This is a genomic window from Microbulbifer epialgicus (genome assembly GCF_041447265.1).
In the GTDB taxonomy this organism is placed as follows: domain Bacteria; phylum Pseudomonadota; class Gammaproteobacteria; order Pseudomonadales; family Cellvibrionaceae; genus Microbulbifer; species Microbulbifer epialgicus.
This window is the reverse complement of sequence record NZ_JBGMEK010000022.1, coordinates 37,665-63,206: the sequence shown is the minus strand read 5'-3', so window position 1 is coordinate 63,206 and position 25,542 is coordinate 37,665. Positions and strand designations below refer to the sequence as shown.

At 49.8% G+C, this 25,542-nt stretch carries 23 protein-coding genes; 11 read left to right on the top strand and 12 right to left on the bottom strand.

Annotated elements, in window-relative coordinates:
* Positions 1–178: 178 nt before the first annotated feature.
* From cobO to radA, 3 genes are all read right to left on the bottom strand, one after another.
* Positions 179–793 carry a cob(I)yrinic acid a,c-diamide adenosyltransferase gene (gene cobO, locus ACCI49_RS11610; protein ID WP_371839129.1) on the bottom strand — a complete coding sequence of 205 codons (615 nt, stop codon included), beginning with the start codon at positions 791–793 and terminating at the stop codon, positions 179–181.
* A gap of 68 nt (positions 794–861) precedes the next feature.
* Positions 862–1,677, bottom strand: a complete 816-nt coding sequence (locus tag ACCI49_RS11605) for an alpha/beta fold hydrolase (protein ID WP_371839128.1) — start codon at positions 1,675–1,677, stop codon at positions 862–864.
* Positions 1,678–2,393: 716 nt separating this feature from the next.
* Positions 2,394–3,788: a DNA repair protein RadA gene (radA, locus tag ACCI49_RS11600; RefSeq protein ID WP_371839127.1), complete on the bottom strand. Its 1,395-nt coding sequence runs from the start codon at positions 3,786–3,788 to the stop codon at positions 2,394–2,396.
* 244 nt (positions 3,789–4,032) lie between these two features.
* On the opposite strand from radA, the gene ACCI49_RS11595 reads away from it, so the two are divergent.
* From ACCI49_RS11595 to ACCI49_RS11575, 5 genes are all read left to right on the top strand, one after another.
* Complete coding sequence (locus tag ACCI49_RS11595; RefSeq protein ID WP_371839126.1) at positions 4,033–4,476, top strand: pseudoazurin; 444 nt, start codon at positions 4,033–4,035, stop codon at positions 4,474–4,476.
* Positions 4,477–4,488: 12 nt separating this feature from the next.
* Entirely contained in the window at positions 4,489–5,286 is a 798-nt protein-coding gene (locus ACCI49_RS11590; protein ID WP_371839125.1) for an oxygen-binding di-iron domain-containing protein, read from the top strand.
* Between the two features lie 127 nt (positions 5,287–5,413).
* Positions 5,414–5,764 carry a hypothetical protein gene (locus tag ACCI49_RS11585; RefSeq protein ID WP_371839124.1) on the top strand — a complete coding sequence of 117 codons (351 nt, stop codon included), beginning with the start codon at positions 5,414–5,416 and terminating at the stop codon, positions 5,762–5,764.
* 116 nt (positions 5,765–5,880) lie between these two features.
* On the top strand, positions 5,881–6,378 hold the full coding sequence (locus tag ACCI49_RS11580; protein WP_371839123.1) for a DUF411 domain-containing protein: 498 nt from the start codon (positions 5,881–5,883) through the stop codon (positions 6,376–6,378).
* A gap of 232 nt (positions 6,379–6,610) precedes the next feature.
* Complete coding sequence (locus ACCI49_RS11575) at positions 6,611–6,844, top strand: copper resistance protein B (RefSeq protein WP_371839138.1); 234 nt, start codon at positions 6,611–6,613, stop codon at positions 6,842–6,844.
* Between the two features lie 348 nt (positions 6,845–7,192).
* On the opposite strand, the gene ACCI49_RS11570 is transcribed toward ACCI49_RS11575, so the two are convergent.
* Positions 7,193–8,230, bottom strand: a complete 1,038-nt coding sequence (locus ACCI49_RS11570) for an MBL fold metallo-hydrolase (protein WP_371839122.1) — start codon at positions 8,228–8,230, stop codon at positions 7,193–7,195.
* Positions 8,231–8,406: 176 nt separating this feature from the next.
* Between ACCI49_RS11570 and ACCI49_RS11565 the strand changes: the two genes are divergently transcribed.
* A complete protein-coding gene (locus tag ACCI49_RS11565) occupies positions 8,407–9,018 on the top strand; it encodes a TetR/AcrR family transcriptional regulator C-terminal domain-containing protein (RefSeq protein ID WP_371839121.1) in 612 nt (203 codons plus the stop codon).
* A 777-nt stretch (positions 9,019–9,795) separates the two neighbouring features.
* Here ACCI49_RS11565 and gbpA read toward each other — a convergent pair.
* The 4 genes from gbpA to ACCI49_RS11545 form a co-directional block, all read right to left on the bottom strand.
* The gene (gbpA, locus tag ACCI49_RS11560; RefSeq protein ID WP_371839120.1) at positions 9,796–11,301 is read right to left on the bottom strand and encodes an N-acetylglucosamine-binding protein GbpA; all 1,506 of its coding nucleotides are present in this window, start codon (positions 11,299–11,301) and stop codon (positions 9,796–9,798) included.
* A gap of 634 nt (positions 11,302–11,935) precedes the next feature.
* Positions 11,936–12,766: a DUF417 family protein gene (locus tag ACCI49_RS11555; protein ID WP_371839119.1), complete on the bottom strand. Its 831-nt coding sequence runs from the start codon at positions 12,764–12,766 to the stop codon at positions 11,936–11,938.
* Between the two features lie 112 nt (positions 12,767–12,878).
* A complete protein-coding gene (locus ACCI49_RS11550; protein WP_371839118.1) occupies positions 12,879–13,247 on the bottom strand; it encodes a cupredoxin domain-containing protein in 369 nt (122 codons plus the stop codon).
* Positions 13,247–15,490, bottom strand: coding sequence for a heavy metal translocating P-type ATPase (locus ACCI49_RS11545; RefSeq protein ID WP_371839117.1), 2,244 nt, complete (start codon positions 15,488–15,490; stop codon positions 13,247–13,249). The genes ACCI49_RS11550 and ACCI49_RS11545 overlap by 1 nt, the downstream gene beginning before the upstream one ends.
* 192 nt (positions 15,491–15,682) lie before the next feature.
* Between ACCI49_RS11545 and ACCI49_RS11540 the strand changes: the two genes are divergently transcribed.
* A complete protein-coding gene (locus tag ACCI49_RS11540) occupies positions 15,683–17,002 on the top strand; it encodes a DnaT-like ssDNA-binding domain-containing protein (protein ID WP_371839116.1) in 1,320 nt (439 codons plus the stop codon).
* On the top strand, positions 16,914–17,579 hold the full coding sequence (locus ACCI49_RS11535; protein ID WP_371839115.1) for a replication protein P: 666 nt from the start codon (positions 16,914–16,916) through the stop codon (positions 17,577–17,579). The genes ACCI49_RS11540 and ACCI49_RS11535 overlap by 89 nt, the downstream gene beginning before the upstream one ends.
* Before the next feature lie 116 nt (positions 17,580–17,695).
* Here ACCI49_RS11535 and ACCI49_RS11530 read toward each other — a convergent pair whose 3' ends face one another.
* The 3 genes from ACCI49_RS11530 to ACCI49_RS11520 all read right to left on the bottom strand — a co-directional run bounded on the left by ACCI49_RS11530 (position 17,696) and on the right by ACCI49_RS11520 (position 18,605).
* Positions 17,696–17,923: a hypothetical protein gene (locus ACCI49_RS11530; protein ID WP_371839114.1), complete on the bottom strand. Its 228-nt coding sequence runs from the start codon at positions 17,921–17,923 to the stop codon at positions 17,696–17,698.
* 53 nt (positions 17,924–17,976) lie between these two features.
* Positions 17,977–18,183: a hypothetical protein gene (locus ACCI49_RS11525; RefSeq protein ID WP_371839113.1), complete on the bottom strand. Its 207-nt coding sequence runs from the start codon at positions 18,181–18,183 to the stop codon at positions 17,977–17,979.
* 155 nt (positions 18,184–18,338) lie between these two features.
* Entirely contained in the window at positions 18,339–18,605 is a 267-nt protein-coding gene (locus tag ACCI49_RS11520; RefSeq protein ID WP_371839112.1) for a hypothetical protein, read from the bottom strand.
* Between the two features lie 675 nt (positions 18,606–19,280).
* On the opposite strand from ACCI49_RS11520, the gene ACCI49_RS11515 reads away from it, so the two are divergent.
* From ACCI49_RS11515 to pstS (ACCI49_RS11505), 3 genes are all read left to right on the top strand, one after another.
* Positions 19,281–21,209, top strand: coding sequence for a PhoX family protein (locus ACCI49_RS11515; protein ID WP_371839111.1), 1,929 nt, complete (start codon positions 19,281–19,283; stop codon positions 21,207–21,209).
* Between the two features lie 76 nt (positions 21,210–21,285).
* Positions 21,286–22,416 (top strand): phosphate ABC transporter substrate-binding protein PstS, encoded by a 1,131-nt coding sequence (gene pstS / locus ACCI49_RS11510; protein WP_371839110.1) that lies wholly within the window; start codon positions 21,286–21,288, stop codon positions 22,414–22,416.
* A 170-nt stretch (positions 22,417–22,586) separates the two neighbouring features.
* Complete coding sequence (gene pstS / locus ACCI49_RS11505) at positions 22,587–23,672, top strand: phosphate ABC transporter substrate-binding protein PstS (protein ID WP_371839109.1); 1,086 nt, start codon at positions 22,587–22,589, stop codon at positions 23,670–23,672.
* Between the two features lies 1 nt (position 23,673).
* On the opposite strand, the gene ACCI49_RS11500 is transcribed toward pstS (ACCI49_RS11505), so the two are convergent.
* Positions 23,674–25,443, bottom strand: coding sequence for a sensor domain-containing diguanylate cyclase (locus ACCI49_RS11500; protein ID WP_371839108.1), 1,770 nt, complete (start codon positions 25,441–25,443; stop codon positions 23,674–23,676).
* Between the last annotated feature and the right edge of the window lie 99 nt (positions 25,444–25,542).

Genomic DNA, 25,542 nt, shown 5'->3' with positions numbered 1-25,542 from the left:
ATACAAGATTCTACTGCCATATCACAGGCTCGCACCGATCTATTGCCGACAGCCGTACAACCTTATGCCGCAATAACCCGTTAAGCTATTAGTTTGTCGGGTTAATATTTAGGCTTAGCAAGGTACTGGTACGGCTTCCTGTACTGCCAAGGCTTACCAGGGAACCACTGAAGTTCATTTACCATTCGATACCTTTACGACCAGAAACACCATTGTTGAACGCGTGCTTTTCCGCACGCATCTCACTAACCGTATCGGCAATATCTTTGAGATATTGCTTGGCGCCACGGCCAGTAATAATTACCGTTTGCTCCTTGGGGCGCTGCTGTATGCTCTCTATCACCTCAGTCTTATCCAGCCAGTGATAATTCAATGCATAGGTCAATTCATCCAGTACAACCAAATAAACCTGATCATCACGCAATGCCAACAACGCCTTCTCCCAAAGTGCCTCTGCTGCTGCTTTATCCGCATCAAAATCCTGGGTTTCCCAGGTAAAGTCTGTTCCCATCTGGTACCACCGTAAAGGATGAGAGGATCCCATTAGTAAATTTTTCTCACCGCACTCCCAGGTTCCCTTTATAAACTGTGCCACAACAGTTGGATAATCATAACCAAGCGCCCGGGTAACGGTACCCATTGCTGCAGTCGTTTTCCCCTTGCCTTCACCGGTGTAGAGAATTACTGTGCCGCGATCTTCCAATGCTTTGGAAATCACCTCATCAACTATCTTTTTGCGGTTCTGCATACGCACTTTATAACGACCACTTTTATCTTGCGATTCAGTACTCATATAAAAAACCAGTAAACATCCAAATTACAGGGAGTATAAAAACCAATAATTCTTGAACCACACAATAATTAAGACAGCCGTAAAAAAGCCAAAATAAAATTCCAGATTAGCGCGTCCTGCCACAGCACATTATGACCACCGTCAAAAATTCCCAGACGCGCATTAGGTATTTGTTGGTATAATGCCACTTGGTTTTGGAAAGGCGCGATATTATCATAGCGTCCTCCGCAAATAAGTGTTTGCTTGTTTAACCCGGGCAAGCGTTCAAAGGTATCGTGCCCCTTTCTCGCTTGAAGCTGTCGTGTACGGCATAAGGAGCCTTTAGGCTTATTCGCTGCAATTTCACTTACCTGGCGATAATACTTATATATTGGCAAATAGAGTTCGGGGTCTGTGTTTTTACAAGTAACACTTGGCAAACGGCGGTCCCCTGCCGATATCAAAAAGGCCACTTTTTCATCGGCAGTCATGCCTTCAATATCATACTCATGAAGAGGGAATGACGATCCCCCCTGCCCACCGGAACTACTTACTACCAAGACAAGTTTTTGCACTGACTGTGGATATTGAAGGGCAAACTCCTGCACAACCATACCGCCAAAAGACACACCAACAATGAGGGCATCTTGCCAACCAATATATGTCATCAAGCGTTTAAGATCATGGGCGTAGTCAGACATGGTAGGGGAATCATCGGGTGAGTTGGACTGCCCAATACCTCGAGGGTCAAAGCTCAGTATTTCAAATGCATCCGACAGCGGGGAGTCAAATATTGTTGGGTGCACCCTAAGATCACTAAGGGTGCCGGGATGAAATACCAGGCGCGGACCGCTCCCTCGAAGTTCATAGTTTAATTCCACGCCATCACAACTAAATACCGCCATACAGTTCTACCTTTGAAAACCGAGTAGCTGTATTAAGAGTAACTGCAATACTAGTAGCTCGGCCCAAAAACTTTTGGTCACTGCGATAGTTTGTCAGATCTAGGAAGGCTGTGAGATTGAAGCTCCACGAGACAAGGCGTCGAAAAGGCGATTCAACTGAGCATCCCCAAATTCGTCAGATTTATTTACGCAAAGAACCCAAAGGTACAAAATCTACAATGCCAAGGTGCTGATAAAATATACAGCTCACACTCTAGGCGCCGTCAATTAGCCTTGGCGCCAAGTGCACCAATTAAAATCATGGCTAGCAGAAAAGGCTGTAACTCTTCAGTATTAGCGCGAATTAACTGTAAGGGGAAAGGAAAGAATACACTGCGCTCGGGACCGTATGAGGCATGGATGCCGATTACGAGCTTACAGGGATGTATTCATAGCGCGTCTCGAGTGCAGTGTATTCTTTCCTTCTGACCCAGTAGTATGCAGGGACTGGTATTGAGCGCTATAGCTCAGTATTTGATAATCAGGTGAGTGAAATAATATTCTGCGACTGCACCCAGTACAACAATACCTATTCCGGGCACAAATTCAGTGAAGCAATACTTTCATACTACGGCGGCTTTTCCCGGCAGAAATAGCTGAAGAAAAAACGCCACTCAAAACAGCCGCTGCCACTTAAAAGGTAACATACGGATACCGAGCTGAAAAAAACATGTACTTCAACTCATATCAATAATGGCCAGAGCTTCTGCCAGAGTTTTTACCGAGTGCATTTCCATACCTTCAATGTCATTTTTGAGGCGGTTGGCAGCAGGTACTATCGCCTTGCGGAATCCGTGCTTGGCCGCTTCGCGCAAACGCTCTTGGCCGGAGGGCACCGGGCGAATCTCGCCGGACAAGCCCACTTCACCAAATACAACCAAGTCCCGCGGTAGAACACGGTTGCGAAAACTGGAAACTACAGCCAAAAGCAGGGGTAGATCGGCACTGGTCTCCATCACCTTGACCCCACCAACCACATTGATAAAAACATCCTGATCGCCAACCAATACTCCACCATGGCGGTGCAACACAGCCAGCAGCATATTCAGTCGGTTTTGGTCGAGCCCCACCGCCACGCGGCGCGGATTGCCCAGGCTGCTGTCGTCCACCAGCGCCTGCAGTTCCACCAGCAAAGGGCGGGTACCCTCCCAAACGGAAGTCACCACCGAGCCTGCGGCAATTTCCTCAGCGCGCTGCAGAAATATCGCGGAAGGGTTGGAAACCTCCTTCAAGCCCTGCTCGGTCATGGCAAACACCCCCAACTCATTCACCGCACCAAAACGGTTCTTGTGGGCACGCAAAGTGCGGAAGCGTGAGTCATGGGTACCCTCAAGCAAAATGGAGCAATCGATAATATGCTCCAGTACCTTGGGGCCGGCGAGACTGCCATCTTTAGTGACATGGCCCACCAGTATAAGGGCTGTACCGGTCTGCTTGGCGAAGCGAGTCAGGTAAGCAGCGCTCTCACGCACCTGGGCCACCGAGCCCGGCGCGGACTGCACATCGCTCATATGCACAACCTGGATGGAGTCCACCACCATTACGCGCGGATTCACTTCCTTGGCCGCCAGGCAGATTCGCTCAACATCAGTTTCACTGAGCAATTGCAGGGAGTCGGTAGGCAAGCCCAGGCGTTTGGCGCGCATGGCTACCTGCTGCAGGGATTCCTCCCCGGTGATATATAGCGCAGGCATAGAGGTCGCCAAATGACACAGGGTCTGCAGCAGCACCGTGGATTTACCGGCACCGGGATGACCGCCAATCAACACTACCGAACCCGGTACCAAGCCACCACCCAGAACCCGGTCCAACTCAGAAGCGGAGGTGACAATACGTGGCAATTCACTCAGGTCAATTTCCGAGAGCTTCTGCACTTTGCCGGCACCAGCAGCACCCGCATAGCCGCTCTGTGCATCAGTAAAACTGGCTGCGCGGCTGTCCTTATGTTCAGGTCCCAGACGTACCTCCAATAGGCTATTCCAGGTACCACAGGCACTGCATTGCCCTGCCCATTTGGTGTAGTCGGCACCACACTCATTACACACGTAGGCAGTTTTACGTTTCGCAGCCAAGGTTATCTCCCTAATGGTTGCCCTATCAATTTGGCCCACAGTTTACCTCTTACGGGACAGCTACGGACAGCACTTGGCGGTCAGTAATGACTCACCTGCAGCGGCTCCCTTCCGTGCCATCTGCGCCATCTATGCGATTGATCTAGATCAATTCGCCATACTTTCACCGAGATAATATCCGCCGCTGCCTATACCCACTAATGGGGAGGTATAACACTGACTAATCATCAAACAGGAAGTAAATATGTCGTCTATTTCTCTTCGCTGCGCAATATTGGCGCTCGCCATGGCCTCCACCTCCGCCCTGGCCGCAGACCACGAAGTTAAGATGCTGAACCAGGGCAAGGACGGCATGATGACTTTCGAACCCGCTTTCCTCAGCGTTGCTCCAGGCGACACAGTGACTTTTCTACCCACCGATATGGCCCACAATACCCGCTCAGTATTCTCACCAACCAACGGCGCTACCTGGAACAGCGGCATGGGTGAAAAAGTCACCATTACTCTGAACCAGGAAGGCATTTACCTCTACCAATGCGACCCCCATCTGCCGTTGGGTATGATCGGAGTAATCCAGGTGGGCGAAGCGACCAATTTTGAGACTGCCAAGAAACACGCTGAAGGTATGAATGACCGTATCGCTGTAAACAAGGAGCGACTGCAGCAATACCTTGATCTGGTTAAATAAGAGGGGCCCGGCGTGGACATCCTATTTGAGCAAGGCGATCACATGGTTGCGCGTTTCTGTGATCTGGTAAACGAGCATAACGGCAGTGACGGCGTACAGGCCAACCAGTTCGTGATTCGCCGCGGTGCCAAAGGGGCGCTTATCGATCCCGGCGGGGATCTGACTTATACCCCCCTGACCATCGAACTCAGCCGCTACCTGAATCTAAGCGACTTGGTTTATATTTTGGCCTCCCACCAAGACCCGGACATTATTGCATCACTGCCTCGCTGGATGTTGCACTCCCGATGCAAAGTGGCAGTATCCAAACTATGGTCGCGCTTTCTACCACACTTGGTATCCGGGTTTGTGGCCTCGCGCGCTGGCAGTGAAAAGTGGCAGGACCGCATAGTGCCGCTCAATGATAAAGGCGAAGTGCTGCCGTTTGCCGATAGTGAAATCTGGGCCCTACCCGCCCACTTCCTACACTCCTGTGGCAACTTCAGTTTTTACGACCCAGTCAGCCGCATCCTGTTTTCCGGTGATATCGGTGCCTCACTCGGTGGTGAGGAAGGCGAGGTGACAGATTTTGACGCACATATAGCATCCATGGAGGGCTTTCATCAGCGCTATATGGGCGGTAATTGGGCCTGCCGCCTTTGGGCCAAGATGGTACGTGAATTAAATCCATCTATGATCGTGCCCCAACACGGCGGCTACTTTGCCACAGACGAAACAAAGAGGCGTTTCCTCGACTGGTTGGAAAGGCTGGAGTGTGGCCCCGATCTATTGCGCCATCAGGATTTTCGTCTGCCACTGGGCAAATCTTGAATCCAGTGATATTGGGTGGCGGCCTCTACGCCTCCACCAACTTCTTTTGCCTGTCCATCCCAGACTATAGTTGCATGCCTATTTCCCAATTTATACACTGCCCCCTGTACTGTTTCAGGCTGACTCCATGCGCCCCAGGTTTTTCCGCTCACTGTTATTGATACTGCTGCTCGCCTTTGCCGGCCTAGCCTCGGCAGTGCCCTGTGTGGAACGCGGTGAACTGGCACCAGTATTCTTGGGCGCAGACGCCGCCAAACAGAAGCACTGCTCCTCAGATATATCCAGCGCCTGCAGCAACGAACACTCCGGCAATTGTGGTACTGAGTGCAGCTGCTGCCCAGGGCTCAGCAATAGCCTCGCAACTCTATCCGACAGCAAACCTACTTTCACCCGCCAGAGCCTCAGGGCGACGACCTACTCCCGGTTTAAATCCCCTCCCGAGCTAGATACTGAACTGCGCCCTCCCATTGTCTCCTGACTAAATCACTCCACCGCAAACAATTATTTCGCGTCTACATATCCATTGGTACGCAGTTCACCCACCGTATTTTCATGCTGGGTATAAACCCCATTTAAAGAAAAAGGAGTAATTCAATGTACCGTACTTTTCTCGCCGCTATTGCCATTTTCTCTACTGCTCTGGCCTTGAGCGCCTGCGCCGAGCCGGCAGAGCCGGCAGAGCCGCTAGCATACAACCCCAGCCTGACCACCTATAAATCTACCACCTGTGGCTGCTGCAAACTCTGGGTGGATTACGCCCAGAAAACCGGCTTTGATATAGTGGCAAAGGATGTCGATGATCTCAACGGCGTCAAAAAGCAGTATGGAGTCAAGCCACGTTACCAGTCTTGCCACACCAGTGTGTCCAAGGAAGGCTATGTTTTCGAAGGGCATCTGCCAGCCAAACTGATTCACCGTTTTCTGGAAAATCCACCGGAAGGTGCCCTAGGCTTGGCCGTTCCCGGTATGCCACTGGGCAGCCCCGGCATGGAAGTGGGCAATCGCTTTACCCCCTACCAAGTGATGCAATTAAACAAGGATGGCAGCAGCGTGGTTTACGCGGAAATCACCTCAGCTGAAGAACAGTTCTGAGGACTATCAATGACAAGTCCCGTGGTTTGGCGCGGTTTCGCGCCGTACCTTCGAGAGTAGCTGCGCGCACAGTGACTCCAAACAATGGACTAGATGATCCCGGCTTGGGCCTGCGCGAACACCTGCAACACGACAATCGCCGAGTACTGACCTAAGCAGACTCACACCAGTAGTCGACAGGCCCCAGCCCCAGAGAGAACTACAGTTACATCTCACTGGTAACCCAACCCGCATATCTGGTCTATTAACGGGGTTAAATAGTAGCGGGCAGTGGTACGGGTTTTTTGAAGCTGAACTGGGACTGCGCCTCCTCTCCAAAATCCACCCCAAAATCCACCCCAAATTTCTCCCCTATATAGGTGTCCATTACGAGCAAGAAGTGGGCAATACCGCGGACTTTGCCCGCGAGGAAGGTGAAGACGTATACAGTACCCTATGGATTATCGGGTTTCGCGCTTGGTATTAAACCGTTGCGTTTTTTATTAGAAAGGCACTCCAGGAAAATTTTTCTCAAAACCGTTATAAGGAAATCACTCGTACCGGGATTATTAACCCGGCGGGAATCTAAGGTGAATTACTTTATCGAGAAACTGTCTTTTTATGTGTTAAATGCCTTGCAAGTACTACTGGGTCGGAAGAAAAGAATACATTGCACTCGAGACGCGCAGTGAATACATCCCTGTAAGCTCGTAATCGGCATCCATGCCTCATACGATCCCGAGCGCAGTGTATTCTTTCCTTCCCCCTTTTTAGTAACTAAAATGTCTCCCGCTCTGTCATCACTACACCTGCCGGGTTAATAGCTATATCGCAATCACAACCCGGCAGCCAACTCACCCTGACCTTCTTCAATAATCTCTCGCCACCATGCCTGAGTAGGGACAGGTGCACGCACATTCACCGGGGCACCGATAACTGGCGTGAGCAGTGTCACCCCCTGAACTTCTGCAGCAACCTGTGCCCGCTCCAGAGGCTCAAACCAGTCGTGCAGGGCAAGATCAAAAGTACTGTTATGGATGGGTATCATAGCGCGGCCGCGCAGATCCAGGTGAGCCTGCACACTCTCCTCCGGCTTCATATGCACCTCGCTCCACAGGTCGTTGTAAGCTCCAGTTTCGATCAAGGTCAAATCGAAAGGACCGAAGCGCTCACCAATTTTCTGGAAGCCAGCAAAATAACCGCTGTCGCCACTAAAGAAAATCCGCGCATCGTGTCCGACAATTACCCAACTCGCCCAAAGGGTCTTGTCCCGGTCAGTAAGACCACGCCCAGAGAAATGTTGGGCTGGGGTGGCCGTAAATTGCAAGCTACCAATAGAGATTGACTGCCACCAGGCAAGCTCATTCACTTTGTCCGTGGCAACCCCCCAATCCCGTAGGTATCTACCAACACCGGTCGGCACAATAAAGTGTTCCACTTTCTCATCCAAGATGCGTACGCTGGCTTTATCCAGGTGATCGTAATGGTCGTGACTGATAATTACCGCCTTCAATGGAGGCAACTCTTCCAAGGACAGAGGCACCGGATGGAAACGTCTTGGCCCCATCCACTGGACTGGCGAAGCGCGCTCACTGAATACCGGATCAGTAAGCACATACTCGCCATCAAGTTGAATCAAAATCGAAGAGTGCCCAAGGCGATATACCGTGGGCTGACTCTCGTTGCTGGCGAGTAATTCCCTTGTGATCGGCCGTAAGGGAAGTGGCGCTTCCGGCACCGGTGCAGCCCTTTCAGCGCGCATATAGGCATTAAGTATATCGACAATCTTACCCATCCCAGTCTCATAGTTGATTTCCGTATTTTGGAACTTCTCCGACTGCATAACACAGCTACTAAACAGACCAGCGGACATACTTATCACTCCTACTAATAACCACCAGTGCTTCTTCATGGGCGCCACCAAGTAAACTATACAGTGCAGTTTATTACCGGGCGAGAAAAAAGTAAACTAATTAGTGTAAAATCAACCATTAAATGAGATTTCCCGCCAGACAGGCGTCTTGGCCAAGCAGAGATACTGAGAGTCACATGAGCGAAAAGAAGCCAACCAGAAGTGAGCTTAAACGTCAGGCCATTATTGAAGCCGCCAAGCAGGCCTTCCAGGAACTCGGTGTCCAGGGTACCAGCATGGACGAACTAGCGGCCCGCGCTCAAGTTTCCAAGCGCACCGTGTACAACCACTTTGCCAGTAAGGAAGCACTGGTCATGTACCTGATTGGCGAGCTGTGGCAGCAGGCTATCCAGTCTCCCGACTGCAACTACAACCCCGACAGCGACCTCCACTCACAACTCCGCCTATTGCTGGAGCAGGAAATTAAAATTATCTGTAACCCACAGTATATTGAACTAAACCGCATGGCCTTCGACCACTTCTTTCATCAGCCGGAAGCCCTGCGTAAAGAAGTGGAAAAATTTAAAGCCAATGAAACTGGCGTTCAGTGCTGGATAAAATCTGCCGTGGCCGACGGCCGCCTGAATCAGTTGGATCTAGAGATCGCCAGCGGACAGATTCATAATCTGATCAAGGGAAGCTGCTTCTGGCCACAATTGCTACAACTCTCCGACCCACCCACCCCGGCCGAACAAGAGGCCCTAGCCGAGCGGACTGCCGCTATGTTTTTGAGCCGGTACCAAGTTTGAGTGGTTTAACCGAAGTCCAGATAGTCCTGGGGAGGCTCTTGCAAAGGACTCAGGTCATTCGCGACGAACTGCGCCTAACTTCTGTAACTTTCAAGTCTCGCAGAGATATTACGGAATTATTAAAGACTCCCTAGATTCTCTTAACATCCACCAGTCGGTCAGCAACCAGTGAAAAGTAATGAAAAACCGAAAAATGACATCACGTTTTTCGAGGCGGCTAAAAATTTTCCAGCCTCTTCAAGCTACGAGATTGACGATCCACTTCGCTCCTCTTTCTATATATCTCTTAGTTAACTTTTCAGGGGTTTAGAGGGTTGATCTTTGGAGGGACGGCTGAAATCAGCCTTAAATAAAGTACAGTATGTGGGGTATCATTGTTTTCATATACCTTTTCATATTAACAGTGGCACCTGCTCCACTATAGTTTCTTAATGTTATTAGAGAGTTACGACCTTTCGGAGTGTCATCTACTACTGGATCAGAAGGAAAGAATACACTGCACTCGTGACGCGCTGTGAATACTTCCCTGTAAGCTAGTAATCGGCATCCATACCTCATACGGTCCCGAGCACAGTGTATTCTTTCCTTCCCCCTTTTTAGTATCTACCCTGAAAACAAAGAAAACGTTACCGCCGTTCGGCCATCGGCTGCAGTTATTGGAATCTTCGTTTTCCATCCACTCTATATTTTCTAATATTTTGTCGACCACTTTTTAATGCAGCGGTCCCAACCAGATGGGCTTTAAGAAAAAAGGCTCCCTAAGGGAGCCTTCAAAATTCAATATGAAAGTCTATCCCAGGCCAGCTGCCAATCTGAACCCGTGCCCGGTTCGAACTGTGTAGCGCTTTGGCTCCACTGCACGCAGTAACCTGAATAAGGGAAAGGCTTACATTGGTAAATATTACCGTCACTACCTTTTACCTTGGTACCCGCACTGTAAGATTTCAGACCATCCGGGAAAACATGATCGTAGTCACCTGCTGGTGGCGGTGATGTTTGATCTTCCATCAGGTGGAAATCCTGTGTATTTTGGCCAATCAGGTTTCCATCAAGATCTTTAATTATGACTACCAACATATGATGCCCAGGCTCAGATTTTGAAAGCGTCAGCGTCCTCTCTAAACTTTGGCCATCACTCATATTGACCGCATAGTTGGCCAGCGTTTCTCGTGCATGATTCAGCACTTTCAACTCTGCCCTAATGTCACCTTTCGCGGTAAGTGCAAGTTGCAGCGAAAGTGGTTCACTGGTTATGGAGTACATATTTTCAAGCCCTGACACACTTAAATCGTAGTCTGGCGCCGGGCTATTAATTTCATAATTAATTTCGACACGTTCAAGGCCACTTCCATCCTGTAAATATATTGGGTTAGAACCATAGACTGGGTTAAATCCATTTTCGCCATCAAACTGACCTGCACGAATACGGGTCTGCTCCTGGTTGATTTTGGTCGCAAGTTCGTACGCCCAATTATTAGCCATTCCCTGCTCGTCAGTAGAAATTTCCAATGTAGTGGAATACGTTGGCTCTTCACTACTGCTACTATAAACGCGAGTGGAAACTTTATCGCCAACTTTCAAATTTTGTGTAGGATTGATGGTTCCGCCTTGGCTCCAGTCCGATACAGGTATGCCATCACCACCAAACTCTACGTCGATAACGTTGTAAAAAGCGGCGGCTGTATCTGCTACATCCCACACGGCAAGAATGACCTGGTAACCCTCTCGCTCAGGTACCACACATTCATGATGCATATCAATTGGTGGCTTTTGATTATTTCCATCAATTACACAGAAGGGATTAAGATCAAAAGATTCGCGAGTTAGTGGGCGATTGGGGTTCCAATTTGGCTTGGTTATGTAGTATTTCCAATCACGGGCCAAATGATTAGCTGTAAAATGCCACTTAAAGGTTTGTTTGCCTGCTGTGATCGGGTTTTTAATCCAGCGGTCGGCGGTTTGTTCATTTAACGGTGACCATGCATTGCTACCAGCACTGGCAATCTGACCATCGGCAGGGCCACTTTGTGGAAACCCTTCCGGGCCTTCAACACTCTGCGGTTCCCATTGAACAGCGCCACAACTCACATTTTTTTGACCCGTTGTGGATAATGGATACTTACACAAAGTACCTCGAGCAGATGCTACACCTCCACCATACTCCTCAACATAACCATGACTTAATACATTTGAACTGGTACCAGCCAAAAATACGGCTATTAAAGCACTGTTTACCGCTGAGAATTTGATTGCTGAAGCAGCTTTTTTCTGTCGTAAAATCATATTGCTAACCATTATTTATTCACGGCTGACACCCTTCCCCGTTCAAGTCACTTCCATATTTCGTCAAACAAAGAAAAAATACTTTGGTGAGAAAAAATAACTCACATGACGTCAATGACACAGTTAGGACCACTTCATATTTTTTCGGTTCCAGATAATTTTCTCGCTGGCCCACTGGATTGTTCGGGTGTCATAAAAAGATAAATATGGAATTTCAAATTGGCGAGAGATTGATGCTCATTACAGGATTTATTAGAATCTTAGCCATCCCTCACTCAGCAAAATAACCATATATTGTCAGATTGGCATATGATGACGAATTATTGAGAACCCCATCATAAAGTAGTTTGTCAGGGCCCAAATAGCGCCTATTTACGCTATATTGAAGCTCTTCATACACTCGCAATGAAGACTCAATTTCGTGCTAAAAAATGATGTTTCTGGATCGAGCGGCTAACTGAAAATATGCATGCTCGAGGAGGGAAGTCGAACTGGGTAGATGCTATCAGGAAAACCAATAACTATAAAAAGTTACAATTCAGTAGCCGCATAGAGACTGATCTTTTTGAGCAAATCCAGAGCTTAAAAAGCCCTGGATTTATGAATAGATTCAAGCTGATCTATTCAAATGGGATCATTGCAAGCTCGCCAAATGCCCGCGAATATCGATCATCATCAGTAAGTTTGCAATAAACCAAAGATCCTTGACAATAAATATTCCACTAGATGCCAATACCCCAGGTTTAGCCCAGCTTCCCGGATAGCTAAATAGAAAGGTCTGTGTTGTGATAAACACTGCAGCACACAGCAACACTCCAGGCCAAAATAAAACTCTTATATGAACTCCAGCCGCTAATACTATCAAGGCTATAAGGTCATAAATTCCAATAATATTAGAGGCTTGCTGTACACTAAAAACAGTGTATAACCATGACATCAGGGGGGAGCTACTGACCAGGCCTTCAATACCCTGAGCTTCAATAGACGTGAACTTCATCCCCCCAATCCAGAGCAGGACTAAGCCAACGGGTAAATAGTTTAGCCATATATACTTGCGGGACGGTGAAGATTTACCGTTCAACCAGGTAAGCCCAATCGCAATAAGGGCAAAGTATTTGATAATGCCCTGCCCTGAACCGATTGCTGGAAAGCCCCCCAATGTCGAGATCCAATGAGTGCTATCGAAAAGACTCAGCAAAGGTACTACAGCGATAGCAATAATAAGAATTGCAAGGGGGGTAATAAACCTTTCCACGAAAAGTGAAAGTATCGCCAGAAGGGCAGCGGCAGTAAATATTAATCCAGTAATTAGCCCTGCATAGGAAAGTGCAACCTCACCGCTAATGCCATAAAATCCGGAGACAGTGCTCAAGCCTCCTGTCTGGCCCGCGTACATAGCTATAGCTAGCAACACAAATGAGATAGCCAATAAGATAGATGGTAGTTTCCGCAAACAAATATTCATTGCCCAATAACCTGCATGTAATTGACGTTTGTCGTTGCTACCCAAGAAATTATTACATTTACCTAATTGACCAGGTCATTATCCAGTTATTTCTATGCAGCCAAATACCTGGTCACTCCAAAATCAAAATTCCGCGATACATCTGCATTTGACAGGAAAACGGGTATTCCCCCGGTTTAGCTGCCGGTATAGTTACCTTGGTATCCTGATGTAGGGCCAGCTCTGCACTGATTTCGAGGTCTGGAAATAGCACCCATTCAGAACAAGGGCTGGGGTCCTCCCTGAGAAAATGCAGCGTTGTGGCACGGCCTGCAGGCAAACGAATGTAGTCTGGCTCATAGACTCCATCCTTTACCAAAATCTGTAATTTATCCTCTGCGGAAACCGCTTTGCTGGCGCCGCGCGCAGGGCCCAGCCAGAACCACCAGACTATGGCAATCATTAAAAGTACACCGATTAAATTTACCAATATCACTCCCATCAGCGCAGCTCCGAAGGCTTGAACAAGCGAAGACGATTAGCATTACTCACCACGGTAAGGGAAGAGAGAGCCATGGCACCACCTGCCACAATTGGGCTCAATAGCAAACCGGTAATTGGATATAAAATCCCTGCGGCAATTGGGATACCGCAGGTGTTATAGATAAAGGCACCAAACAGGTTCTGCTTGATATTACGCAGGGTTGCGCGTGACAGCTCCACTGCATTGGCAACGCCATTGAGGGAGGATCGCATAAGAGTGATGTCGGCGCTTTCAATCGCAACATCTGTACCGGCTCCTATAGCGAACCCCACATCAGCCCGGGCCAGGGCGGGCGCATCGTTAATGCCATCACCCACCATTCCCACACGCTCACCACCATTTTGTAGCTCCGTGACAATACGTTCCTTATCTTCCGGTAAAAGTTCCGCGTGTACTTTGTCGATTTCCAGCCGCTTGGCCACTGCCTCAGCGCTAGCTCTGTTATCACCGGTGAGCATTTCGATGCGTAACCCCAATTTACGCAGGCGTTCAATCGCTGCTCCCGCATCATCGCGGATAGGATCGGCAACGGCAATAATGCCCTTTAACTCTCCATCTATAGCACCATACATCACGGTGTGTCCGGCTTCTGCCAGTTTATCGGCACGTGCCTGCCAGGAACCCAGTGGAATGCGCCCCCGTTGCATTAATTTGGAATTACCAAGCAGAACTTTCCTGCCGCTAATTGTTCCAGTCACACCATGGGCGGTGATGGCTTCAAAGTCACTCGGCGCTTGCAATTTCAGCTTTTTTTCATGGGCTGCACTCACTATGGCCTCAGCCAATGGGTGCTCCGATCCCTGCTCCAGGCTCGCGAGTAATTGCAGCAATTCCTCACTATCGCCATCACAGTCGATATTTGTAAGGCGGGGCGAACCTTCTGTGAGGGTGCCAGTTTTATCCACAACCAGTACATCCAGATTGCAGGACTGCTGCAGGGCTTTTCCATTGCGCACTAGTACACCGTACTCGGCCCCCTTGCCCACACCCACCATCACCGACATGGGCGTGGCCAGGCCCAAGGCGCAGGGGCAGGCAATAATCAGTACCGAGGTAAGCACCACCAACATGTGGGCTGCACGGGGGGCAGGGCCCACATTGAACCAAGCCAGCGCCGCCAATATGGCGATAATCATCACCACCGGCACAAAGATCGCAGAGATTTTATCGGCCAGGCGCGCGATAGGCACGCGAGAACCCTGAGCATTTTTGACCATCTCAATAATTTGCGCGAGGCGTGTATCGGCACCAACCTTTTCCGCACGAAACAGCAGACTGCCATTTTTATTTAAAGTACCCGCAGCTAGATTGTTCCCCTCACCTTTTTTCACCGGGACCGGTTCGCCGGTGAGCATGGATTCATCCACGAGGCTGCTGCCTTCCAGTACCTGCCCATCCACCGGAATTTTTTCACCGGGGCGCACGCGCAATTGATCTCCTACCTGCACTTGCTCAATAGGCAGATCCACTTCTTTGCCATCCTGTAGAACTCGCGCCGAGGTATCCTGTAGCTCCAGCAGCTTTTCCACCGCGGCACTGGTGCGCCCTCGGGCACGCACTTCCAGTGCTTGCCCGAGGCTGATCAAGCCGATAATCATTGCGCTGGCCTCGAAGTACACATGGCGCGCCGATTCAGGTAACAAATGAGGAACCAGGACAACCGATATTGAGTAGAGCCAGGCCGTGCCTGTGCCAAGTGCCACCAGGGTGTCCATGGTCGCGCTGTGATGGCGCAGGGCCTTCCAGGCACCGCTAAAAAAGTGACCACCACAGAAAACCAGTACAGCCAAGGTAATCAGCCCCATCACGCCCCAGATTATCTGGTCAACGAAAGCATTCACTGACATCCTGTTGGTGATCAGCCCCCAGATCATTAGCGGTACACCAACACCCAGGGCAAAAGCGGATCGCCAAAGTAACTGCTCATAGTGACGCCTATCTTGTGCCCGCTGCTCCGCACGCTGTTCACGCTCGCTACTCTGTGCCACCTCAGCGCCATAACCCGCCCTACGCACAGCCTCTATACAGGCCTGGGCTCCGGCCCCACCATGCACTGCCAGGGTTTTATCCGCGAGATTTACACGGGCGTCATTTACCCCCGGCACTTGCCGCACAGCGCTCTCGATTTTGTTCACACAGCCAGCACAGTTAACACCACTCAGGCGGAATACTGTTCGCACTGATGGTTCCTCTTTCGTCATGATGCTCTCCCGCGATACCGTTTCTGGCGACAAAGTTACAACCTTACCGTGGGGGCAAGGCAATAGATTGTGCCAGCAATCCTTGCTCTGACATTGCCGGTTCGCCAATTTTCAGCTTAGCGGCTGGACTGGCGTGCCGAATCCCCGCGTAAAGGCCGGGCAAGCCTTTCACCGGAATGTTATTATCGCGCCATGAAACACCCCCTGCTCCCTGAAAGACCCCTGAGCATCTCGCCGACTCTGGCCGCAACCGTTGGTCTGGAGGAAGCGGTATTACTCACAGCGCTCGGCGACTTGACGCCCTTTCTGCCCTTGGAGTCCTACGGTGGGCGAGACTGGCACACCGCCGAAGGTGAACAGCTATACCTGTTGCTGCCCTTCTGGCAGGCGGCAGATATCCAGCGAGTAGCCACCAGCCTGCGCAACCAGGGCGCTCTATTGCTGGGTGCAGCTCCCTTCGGCAGCAGCGAACTCCTGAAATTCGCTCTGCCAGGCGAGTACAAACACCCTATAGCTAGACCACCTGCCCAGCCTCAGATGCCGCCTAACCGCAGCGCTAACACCATCGCACCAGGATGGCAGCCAGATAGCGAGACCATGGCGCGTATCAGCCAGCTGGGCATCCCCGAGCACTTTGTGCGGGAACAATTGCCGGAGTTTGTAACTTACTGGCGCGAGCGCGCGGAGCCGCGACACTCCTTTGGCTCCCTTTTCCTGCGTCAGGTAAAAAGCAAATGGGAAGCTTTTCGCGCCACCGCCCAGCGTAAGCAAGCCCTGCCTGAAAGCTGGCAACCAAATGACGACACTCTGCGCAAGCTGGCCGATGAAGGTGTGCCCAGTACATTTGTCGGCCGTGGGTTGCAGCGCTTCCTGGACTACCACCACTCCAGCGGCAAGCAATCCATTTCCTGGGACCTGGAATTCAATGACTGGATTATGGAAGACTGGGAGAAGCAGGAAACTCCCTTTATCGAGAAGCGCAAGCCCACCGCCATGACCCGAGACTGGCAGCCCAGCGAACACACCTGGGAGCAGCTACAGCGACTGGCAATCAATCCGCGCTTTGCCGCAGAGCTACTGCCGGAATTTATCTATAAATGGACCGAACGCGGTGGTCACAGCGCGCGCTGGGGAGAGCTGTTTATTGAATATGCCCGTGAAGAGTGGGCCTACTATTGCCAGGGCATCGAAAAAAACCCGGTGGCGAAGCCAATTCCACGCAACTGGCAACCCGGCGGAGACTGCCTAAGTCATCTGGTTAACCAGTGCGAAATTGAGCGGGACTTTGCTCTATCACTGGTAGCGGAATTTATCATCTACTGGCGCGGCCAGAACGCCGCGCGTAAAAGCTGGGACGCCGTGTTTGTGCGTCACGCTCGCCACCAATGGGCGGAGCGCAACAAATTGGCAATAGGAAACTCTTATGGCAATCCGCAAGACTCCAACAACAGCGCAAACCAGCGTACCCGCGACCGATCCATCGGCGACATACTCACAGACACAAACTGGTAGTGAGCAAAGCCAGAAACAGCTAAACGAGAAGAAGCGCGCGATCAACGAAGTATTTGCGCTATTCAAACTGAATTACCACAATCAGTTCAGTGCCGCCTTTCCCGATACTGAAACTCTGCACCACGCCAAGAGACTGTGGCTGGAAGCCCTGCTCTCTTTTGCCGCACAGGATATAATGCAGGGCGCCAAGCGGGCTATCCTGCAGAGCGAATATCTACCCACAGTACACAAGATGTTGCAGCTCTGCGCCGCCGGGGAGAACGGCCTTCCGGAAGCCCGTGCCGCCTACCGCGAAGCCTGCAATGCACCCAGCCCCAAGACCAATCACAAGTGGAGCCATCCAGCGGTGTACCATGCCGGGCGGGAATCCAATTGGTTCTTCCTCGCCAACAACCCGGAATCCATCGCCTACCCGGTCTTTGCAGAACATTATCGCAAGCTCTGCACACGTGTGCTGGAAGGAGAAAAGCTCGCAGCCCCGGAGCAATTGAAGCTGGAAGAAAAACTCGGCACGCCACTCTCTAAGGAAGAGAACGCACAGAAGATGGCGGAATTACGTGCAGAATTGGGGATCTGAGGCCGTACTCAAAATTACTATTTAAGAGCACCTCTATAAAATCGGAAACATTGCACAAATTCTTGAATCAGATTTTTTCCCTGCTCATTTGCGCCGATAATATTAAGGGCACTAATTTATTCCCACATATTGTAGTCACTGGCAGAGAATAATATGGTTTCGGTTTCATTCACTTCAAAATATGAAATATTGTTATTAATAAAAGTATTCCGGTAATCGCTACTGATGCCTGGTATAAAAACTTCCAGCACCCAGTCAATACTTTTGAGGACAAGATCGCTATATATCGTAACAATTAATTTATCACTCTTCTCACACCGACGCTCATGCAAACCAAACTGCACGGTTGAAGGATTCTCCCCCACTGGATGCCCCAACTGGAATCAAACCGTAAGTTCTACTCCTCATCCACGGTATAGTTATCTTCAATAACCAGCTCATTCAATTGATCATTGGATGGGGCAATAAAAGTTTTCACATCTCCAACATCCATAGCCATACGCGGATTTTTATCCGTTTCCAAATAACCAAGACGCAAGGATTCCAGAACAAAATCCGTATCGCATCTGTGAGGTTCTGACTCTTCTGCATGGGCGTATCCCACTACATACAAATACCCGATCGATCAACATCGTGTACTCAACTAAAGATCACGGACAGCATTTCCTGTACTACCAGTCGATCTTCTACTAAGTGCCGTTCACCACTGAGATCAAAGACAGCTGTTATGCTCGTGGGAAGCATCGAGCTGTTCTTTTCCTACAGCTCACAGCAATTGTTTTCGACACTGAATTTATAATGACTGCCATCGTAATCGTGTGAACTGAGGCTTTCAATTTCAATAGCTCTGCCAGTAGAGTCTGAATACATATCCAGAGTCAGAGTTTTAAAAACCTCTAAAGTGAAAGTGGCGAGCAGGTCGGTGGGAACAAGATTCAGGGCCATGGCACGGCTATCGGGTTCTGGAACTGACAGGCTTACACCATTAATCGTCGCGGCATCCCAGTTAGAATCAATTCCGCGCACACAAAAAAGCGCCCTGTGCTAATCGCGGGCAATGAATACATCGGGCATTCTCTGTAAAACTTCAATGACATTGACATCTGGAAGCTCATCAATGGCATCAGAAGTGTTCACTAGAATCAGTTTATTAGCATCCCGTTACCGATCAAGGTCTCTGTACGCGTTGCTGGCCTGGGCAGTAACCGTGACTGTCTACATCGCTTGGAATTCTTGATGCTGTGCGCTTGTGTTTGCACTCATAATACTACTGGGTCAGAAGGAAAGAATACACTGCACTCGAGACGCGCTGTGAATACATCCCTGTAAGCTCGTAATCGGCATTCATGCCTCATACGGCCCTGAGCGCAGTGTATTCTTTTTTTTCCTCTTTTTAGTAACTGCAGTCAGTACCGTAATGGATTTGCCGAGCACTCCAATCCCGATGGTCTTATATTCTGTAAAGTCCAAACTCCCATTTTGTCTGTGGTGTAATGAATGCGGCGCAGACTAATTAGTGAACGTAACTCTAGCGCAATGTTTTTCTTAAACTGTCGTCAATTTTTAAAAATAGATTGTGAATATCAACGTCAATAGATATTAGTGTACTGAACTGGAAACAAATTGGTGCCAAAAATTATCCCAAAATTCATCGGGCGAAAAAGTATCTTGGCTTTGCAAGCGCCCTAATTGGAACAGAACATGAGCGATCAACTAATCAACCCAGCACGACGAAGCCTACTGAAAACCCTGGGTACTGTTACAGCCGCTGGCGCGGCCGGTAAAATTTTACCCGGCTGTACTTCGGAAGAGAATATGGTAAAGGGTAATCTCACTTTTACAGAGATCCCCCACTGCCTGGATTTTCAGCACCATCTGCCCGAACATTACAGCGCCGACATCCTCCTACGCTGGGGCGACCCTATTCAGGAGACAAATAACCCCTTTCACCCGGAGAAGCTGGATGCTGCAGACCAGCGCCAGCGCTTCGGGTATAACAATGACTTTATCGCCTTTATGCCCCTGGCGGCAGATATTCAGCCTGATCGTGGGGATCTCCATATACGGAGTGGTAACAGTTCTCGTGGTTTATTGTGTGTTAATCACGAATATACCCAGCCTCATCTGATGTTTTCTGGCTACAACGACAAATACAGTGCCACCCGTGGGGTCAGTGCCCAACATGTAGCGATAGAGCAAGCTGCCTGTGGCCACTCCGTGGTTGAAGTTGAAAGGGGCCCAGATGGATGGCGCACCTTACTGGGGAGCCCCTACAATCGCCGAATAACTATGAGCACCGCAATGGATATCACTGGTCCGGCAGCGGGAAATGAACGCCTGCAAACCACAGCCGATCCCAGCGGTACCCAAGTCCTGGGCACTGTAGGAAATTGTGCCGGTGGCAAAACCCCTTGGGGCACGGTATTGATCGCTGAAGAGGGATTTGGCAGTGCTTTCCAGGGAGATCCACAGCATTTGGATGATCCACGGGAAGCGCGCAATCATCGCACCTTTGGAATTAGGGCAACAAACCGCAATCTTGGTAACTATGATCGACGTTTCGATATCCAGGTGGAACCTAACGAACCCAATCGCTTTGGTTGGATGCTGGAATACGACCCCTATGATCCAAAATCCAGGCCCCGCAAACTCACTGCTCTTGGCCGATTTGAGCATGAAGGGTTCACTTTAGTATGTAAGCCCGGAAAAGCAGTGGTCGCCTATGGTGGCGATGACGACGAACATCAGTTTGTCTATCGCTTTGTCTCCAAAGGAATTTACAAACCGGAAGATCACCGGGTCAACAGGGAGCTTTTGATCGAGGGCACCCTCTATGCCGCCAGGTTTGACGAAGACGGCACAGGGCATTGGCTACCATTGGTTCACGGCCAGGAGCCCCTTACCGAAGAAAATGGCTTTCATAACCAAGCGGATGTACTAATCGACGCACGCCGCGCCGCCGCCTTACTCGGCGCTACCCCCATGGATCGCCCGGAAGACGTGGAGACCAACCCACACAATGACTGCACCTATGTCATGCTGACCAAAAATAAAAAACGCCAAAAAAGTGAGATAGACGCCGCCAATCCCCGCGCTAAAAATATCATGGGGCATGTGTTGGAAATTGTGCCGCCGGGAACCTATGGAAATCGCGACCACACCAGTGATAACTTTCAGTGGCAGCAATTCCTACTGGGCGGAAACCCAAATGCGGAACACCCAGAAGAGAGAGGCGCCTATGGTCAGCAATCAAGCGACAACATCTCCATCTACGGTTGGTTCGCCAACCCCGATAATGTCACTTTCGACCACAGAGGCAATATGTGGATTGCCACTGATGGTTGCGAGAGATTTGGTTTCCATGATGGACTCTGGGCGATGGCGACGGAAGGGCCGTTGCGCGCGGCGCCAAAACATTTCTTTGGTTGCCCACGAGGTGCGGAAGCATGCGGCCCAGAATTTACTCCCGATGGCACAACCCTGTTTGTATCGGTACAGCATCCCGCAGAATCACGAAACTCGACATACGATAACCCTCTGCACCGCTGGCCAGACAATGACCCTCAATTACCTCCTCGCCCATCCGTATTAGCTATTTACAGGAACGATGGTGGAGCGGTTGGTAGCTAAATTCAATTCTTGATACAGATAACGGCTGTCTTGCTAAAATTCATTTGAAGCTAATTTTTAACCGGCTTACCGTCTGATGTCTTACAGGCTATCTGCGGTGATACAGTCGAGGTTAGCCATGCTATCCATGTACACCGCTGCTTTACGTCTTAGCATTACCTTAATGATCGCCGTTGTCACCGGCTTCCTTGTATCTACCACGCACATCAAGGCACAAACTCCAGACTCCACCATTAATCTCCGCGGCAGTGGTGCCCGTTTTCCTCACCCTGTATATGTTGATTGGTTTCGCCAGTTTACCCATCAGGATAATGATATCTTTGTACACTATGGCTTGAGTGCGAGTACGGATGGCATCAGGGATTTTCTTGGAAATACCGTTGATTTTGCAGCTTCCGATATCGCTATTGAGACAGAAAAACTCGAGGGACTAAAAGGTGGTGCAGTGGTATTACCTGTCACCGCTATTCAATTGGTTCTGATATTCAATTTACCAGGTATTGAAACGTTGAAGCTATCCAGGGAGGCCTATGCAGCCATTTTTATGGGAAAAATCCAAACCTGGAACCATCCCAGTATTACCGCCAGCAATCCAGAGAAAAAACTGCCTAGCACCCGAATAACCGTAGTGACCCATACTGAAAACTCTGGCGCCTCTTATCTTTTGTCCGGACATTTAAGCAGCATTAATGATGATTTTCGTGAGAGCATCGGAATGAGCCAAGCTCCTAATTGGCCCAGGCAACCCGGTTTCGTGCGTGCCGCTGGAAGCCAGGGTGTAGCAGCAAAGGTGAGAAAAATTCCGGGGGCCATTGGTTACATAGACCACTGCTTTGCCGAAGTTACAAACCTGCCAGAAGCATTATTGGAAAACCACGCTGGTAACTTTGTCAAAGCCGATGTACAGAGTGGAGCAGCGGCACTGGCTGAAGTTGAATTTCCTGACGAAAATCTACCAGGCAGTAATGCACCCAACCTGATCGCCTGGATTTGGGACCCCAAGGCGGGTAATGCCTACCCTATTACCAGCTTTTCCTGGCTACTTCTGTACGCAGAGCAGGAGAACAAAAAGGCCCAGGCGCTTCGTGAAATGTTGTCATTTATCCTGCACAGTAACTCCCAGGCCAGGGCAGGACAGCTGGGACTGGTACCCCTGCCTGAAAATATTCGCCAAAAAGTGCTCGGTGCCGTGGATTTCGTTCAGTAAATGAGGCCCAGATTGGCACTATTAATGGCCTTGAAACCGCCCCTCATGTTGTAGGCAGCATCTTATGTCCGCGGGTCACCCTGCTAAAATTGGATTTGAAGCCAAATTTTACCCGGCTCGCTATCAGCGATCTGTTCGAGATGCTGGCGGCCCTTTAGTTGAGGTTTTCCATGCTGTCGAGGTGTGCCGCTGTTTTATGGTGCCTTGCCGCGGCTTTACCTGCTGCCGGTTTGAGTCTGTTTATAGCCGTTTATTCTCAGGCCCAAGTACCAGAAAACCCCATAACCCTGCGTGGCAGTGGTGCCAGTTTTCCCTACCCTATCTACGTGGAATGGTTTCGTCAGTTCACTCACCGGGAAAACAATATCTTTATTTTTTACGAGATGAGCAACAGTGGCGATGGCATCCGGGATTTTCTTGGGCATACGGTAGATTTTGCCGCTTCTGATGCTGCAATTGATATTGATGAATTAGAACGTCTGCAACAAGGCGCCGTGGTGCTTCCTGTCACTGCCGGAGAAGTGGTGCTGATATATAACTTACCGGAAATAGATAAGTTAAAGCTCTCCAGGGAAGCCTATACGGGTATTTTCATGGGAAAAATCCGCTACTGGGATGATCCCATTATTGCCGCAGCCAATCCCGACCTAAAGCTACCCCGCACGGAAATCAGTGTGGTAACACGCTCTGAGAGCTCAGGGACTTCTTATATTTTTACCGGTCACTTGAGCAGTATCGACGAAGCTTTCCGCAATACGATTGGGCTAGACAGGACTCCTAACTGGCCAAAGCTACCCAGCTTCAAGCGAGCCCCAGGTAACCAAGGTGTGGCGGCCAAAGTAAGAAAGCTGCGTGGCTCCATCGGCTACGTGGAACATGGTTTTGCGGAAATCGTCAATTTACCAGTTGCTATTTTGCAAAATCATGCGGGTAACTACATTGAAGCCAATGCAGCGAGTGGCAAAGCGGCTTTGGCTGAAGTGGCGTTTCCCAATACCAAACTCCCAATAAGTGGTGCTCCCAACCTGATCGCTTGGGTTTGGGACCCCAAGGGGGAAGATGCATACCCAATTACCAGCTTATCCTGGCTACTCCTTTATTCAGATCAGGAAGATGACAAAGCCCAGGCGCTGCGACAGATGCTGGTGTTTATGCTGAGTAGGAAATCCCAGGCTGAGGCGGGCAACCTGGGGTTGGTGCCCCTGCCTGAGAGTATGCGTCTCAAGGTGCTTAATGCGGTCACATTTATACGATAATTCAGGCGCCAACGCCCTCCGCAGAGTATTCAATGACACGGTTACGCCCGGATCTTTTCGCCATGTAGAGTGCACTATCAGCACGCTGTAGCAACTCCAGAATATCACTTTCCCCCTGCAGGCAAGCCACGCCAATACTCGCAGTAAACTGCACAGGTCCCTGAGAGGAGTTGATAATGATCTTGGCGATGTCCCCATGCACCCGTTTCGCAATAGTGATTGCGCCAAGCTCATCGGCACTAACCAGAAGCGCAAACTCCTCCCCTCCGATACGGCCAAAGACATCCATATCCCGCACATGTTGGGCAATAACCCTCGCTGTAGCGCGGAGTGCCTGATCGCCAATACTGTGCCCGTAAATATCATTGATGGATTTGAAGTGATCAATATCCAACATCAACACACCCAGTGGGATATGCTTGCGCAGAGCTAGCTTTATTAGCGGCCTGGATTCCTCGAAAAAACTACGTCGGTTGTATATGCCAGTGAGGGGGTCTGTACGCGCCTCATGTTCAGCCCGAGCTTTGGCGGCTTCCAATTCACGTGTGCGCAACTGTACCAGGTGCTCTAAATCTACTTTAGAGACTTCGAGCTGTTGTAGATACTTTTTTTCCGCCCGATCCTTTTGTAGACGCAAGCGCTTAACCATCAGCCCTACCGCCACCATAATCGCAAGCATTTCTACATATGACGCAAGCGGTGGCCAATAATAATTCAGCGGGCTATGCACCACGTAACCCAAATCGCGCATGGCCTGCAATAAAAGTCCTAACACCAAGGTGGTCCAACCTAGAGCAAATACTGCAGCAGCATTATCACCCTGCCGCCAGCGAACCAGCGCAATCGGCACAATCAGAGGGTAACTCAGTAGCGCAATGATCATGGAAACCTGTGAGAGCGCCTTCAATTCCAGCAGTGCGCATAGGAGTAGGAAGCCTCCATTGACCATCATCAGCTGCAGTAAATAGTCGAGTTTTGGGGTATAACAGCGAGTATCGAGAAAAGTGCGCGCGAATATAAGTCCAGTCAGGATAGCTACTGCGCTACTAAGAGAAGCGTAACTCCAGTGAAAGTGATCGGTCATCAAATATTGGTGAGTATAACCAAGTACAGTGCCCCACACGAAAATCTTGCTGGCACAGTAGAGGGAATAAAAATAGAGGATTTTCTCCTTAACAGTGATAGCGCCAACAAAGGCAAAGATTGCCATCAGAAAGTAACCGCCAAAGAGAAAAGCGAGTACACTGATTTCTCCCTTGCTATTTCGCTGCAGGGTCTCTGGTTTCCAAATTCGCATACTGGGGAAAACCACTCCCAATTCACCTGAGTCAAATTTCACCATTAACTCCTGGGTAGAAAGTGCCGGCACGATTATTTCAAAAACAAATCGATTATGCTCAATCTGCCGGCTTTTAAATGGGGAGTAGATAGAAAGATTGCCTACTTGTCGATAGGGCTTACTACTGGCAAATTCCCGAGCAAAGGCTTGCAAGCCGACTAACTGGTGGTCTACATACTCAATATGTAACTTAACCGACTGACTTTCATTATTACGCAAAGTAAAGTGTGACCAAAATGCCCCGGGGCGTAGTCCTGTAGACCCCGCGCTCTCCAGCGGGTGAAAACCTCCGTTTGTGTACACTTGTTGCGCATCGGCAAGGACACTGTCCCCACTTTTGTCATGCCAGATCTCATAAAGTCCGGTGAGTTTTCCCCCCGCCTCATTACCTGAAACTTCAAGGGGTGCGTGGGCCCAGGCCGGGGCTTTCAACGAAATCGAAGTGCTAATAATACAGAGAAAAATTGAGGCAATAACTGTACTATAGTTCCATTTAATCTTTCTAGAAAACCAAGGGCGAGTACATCGCTT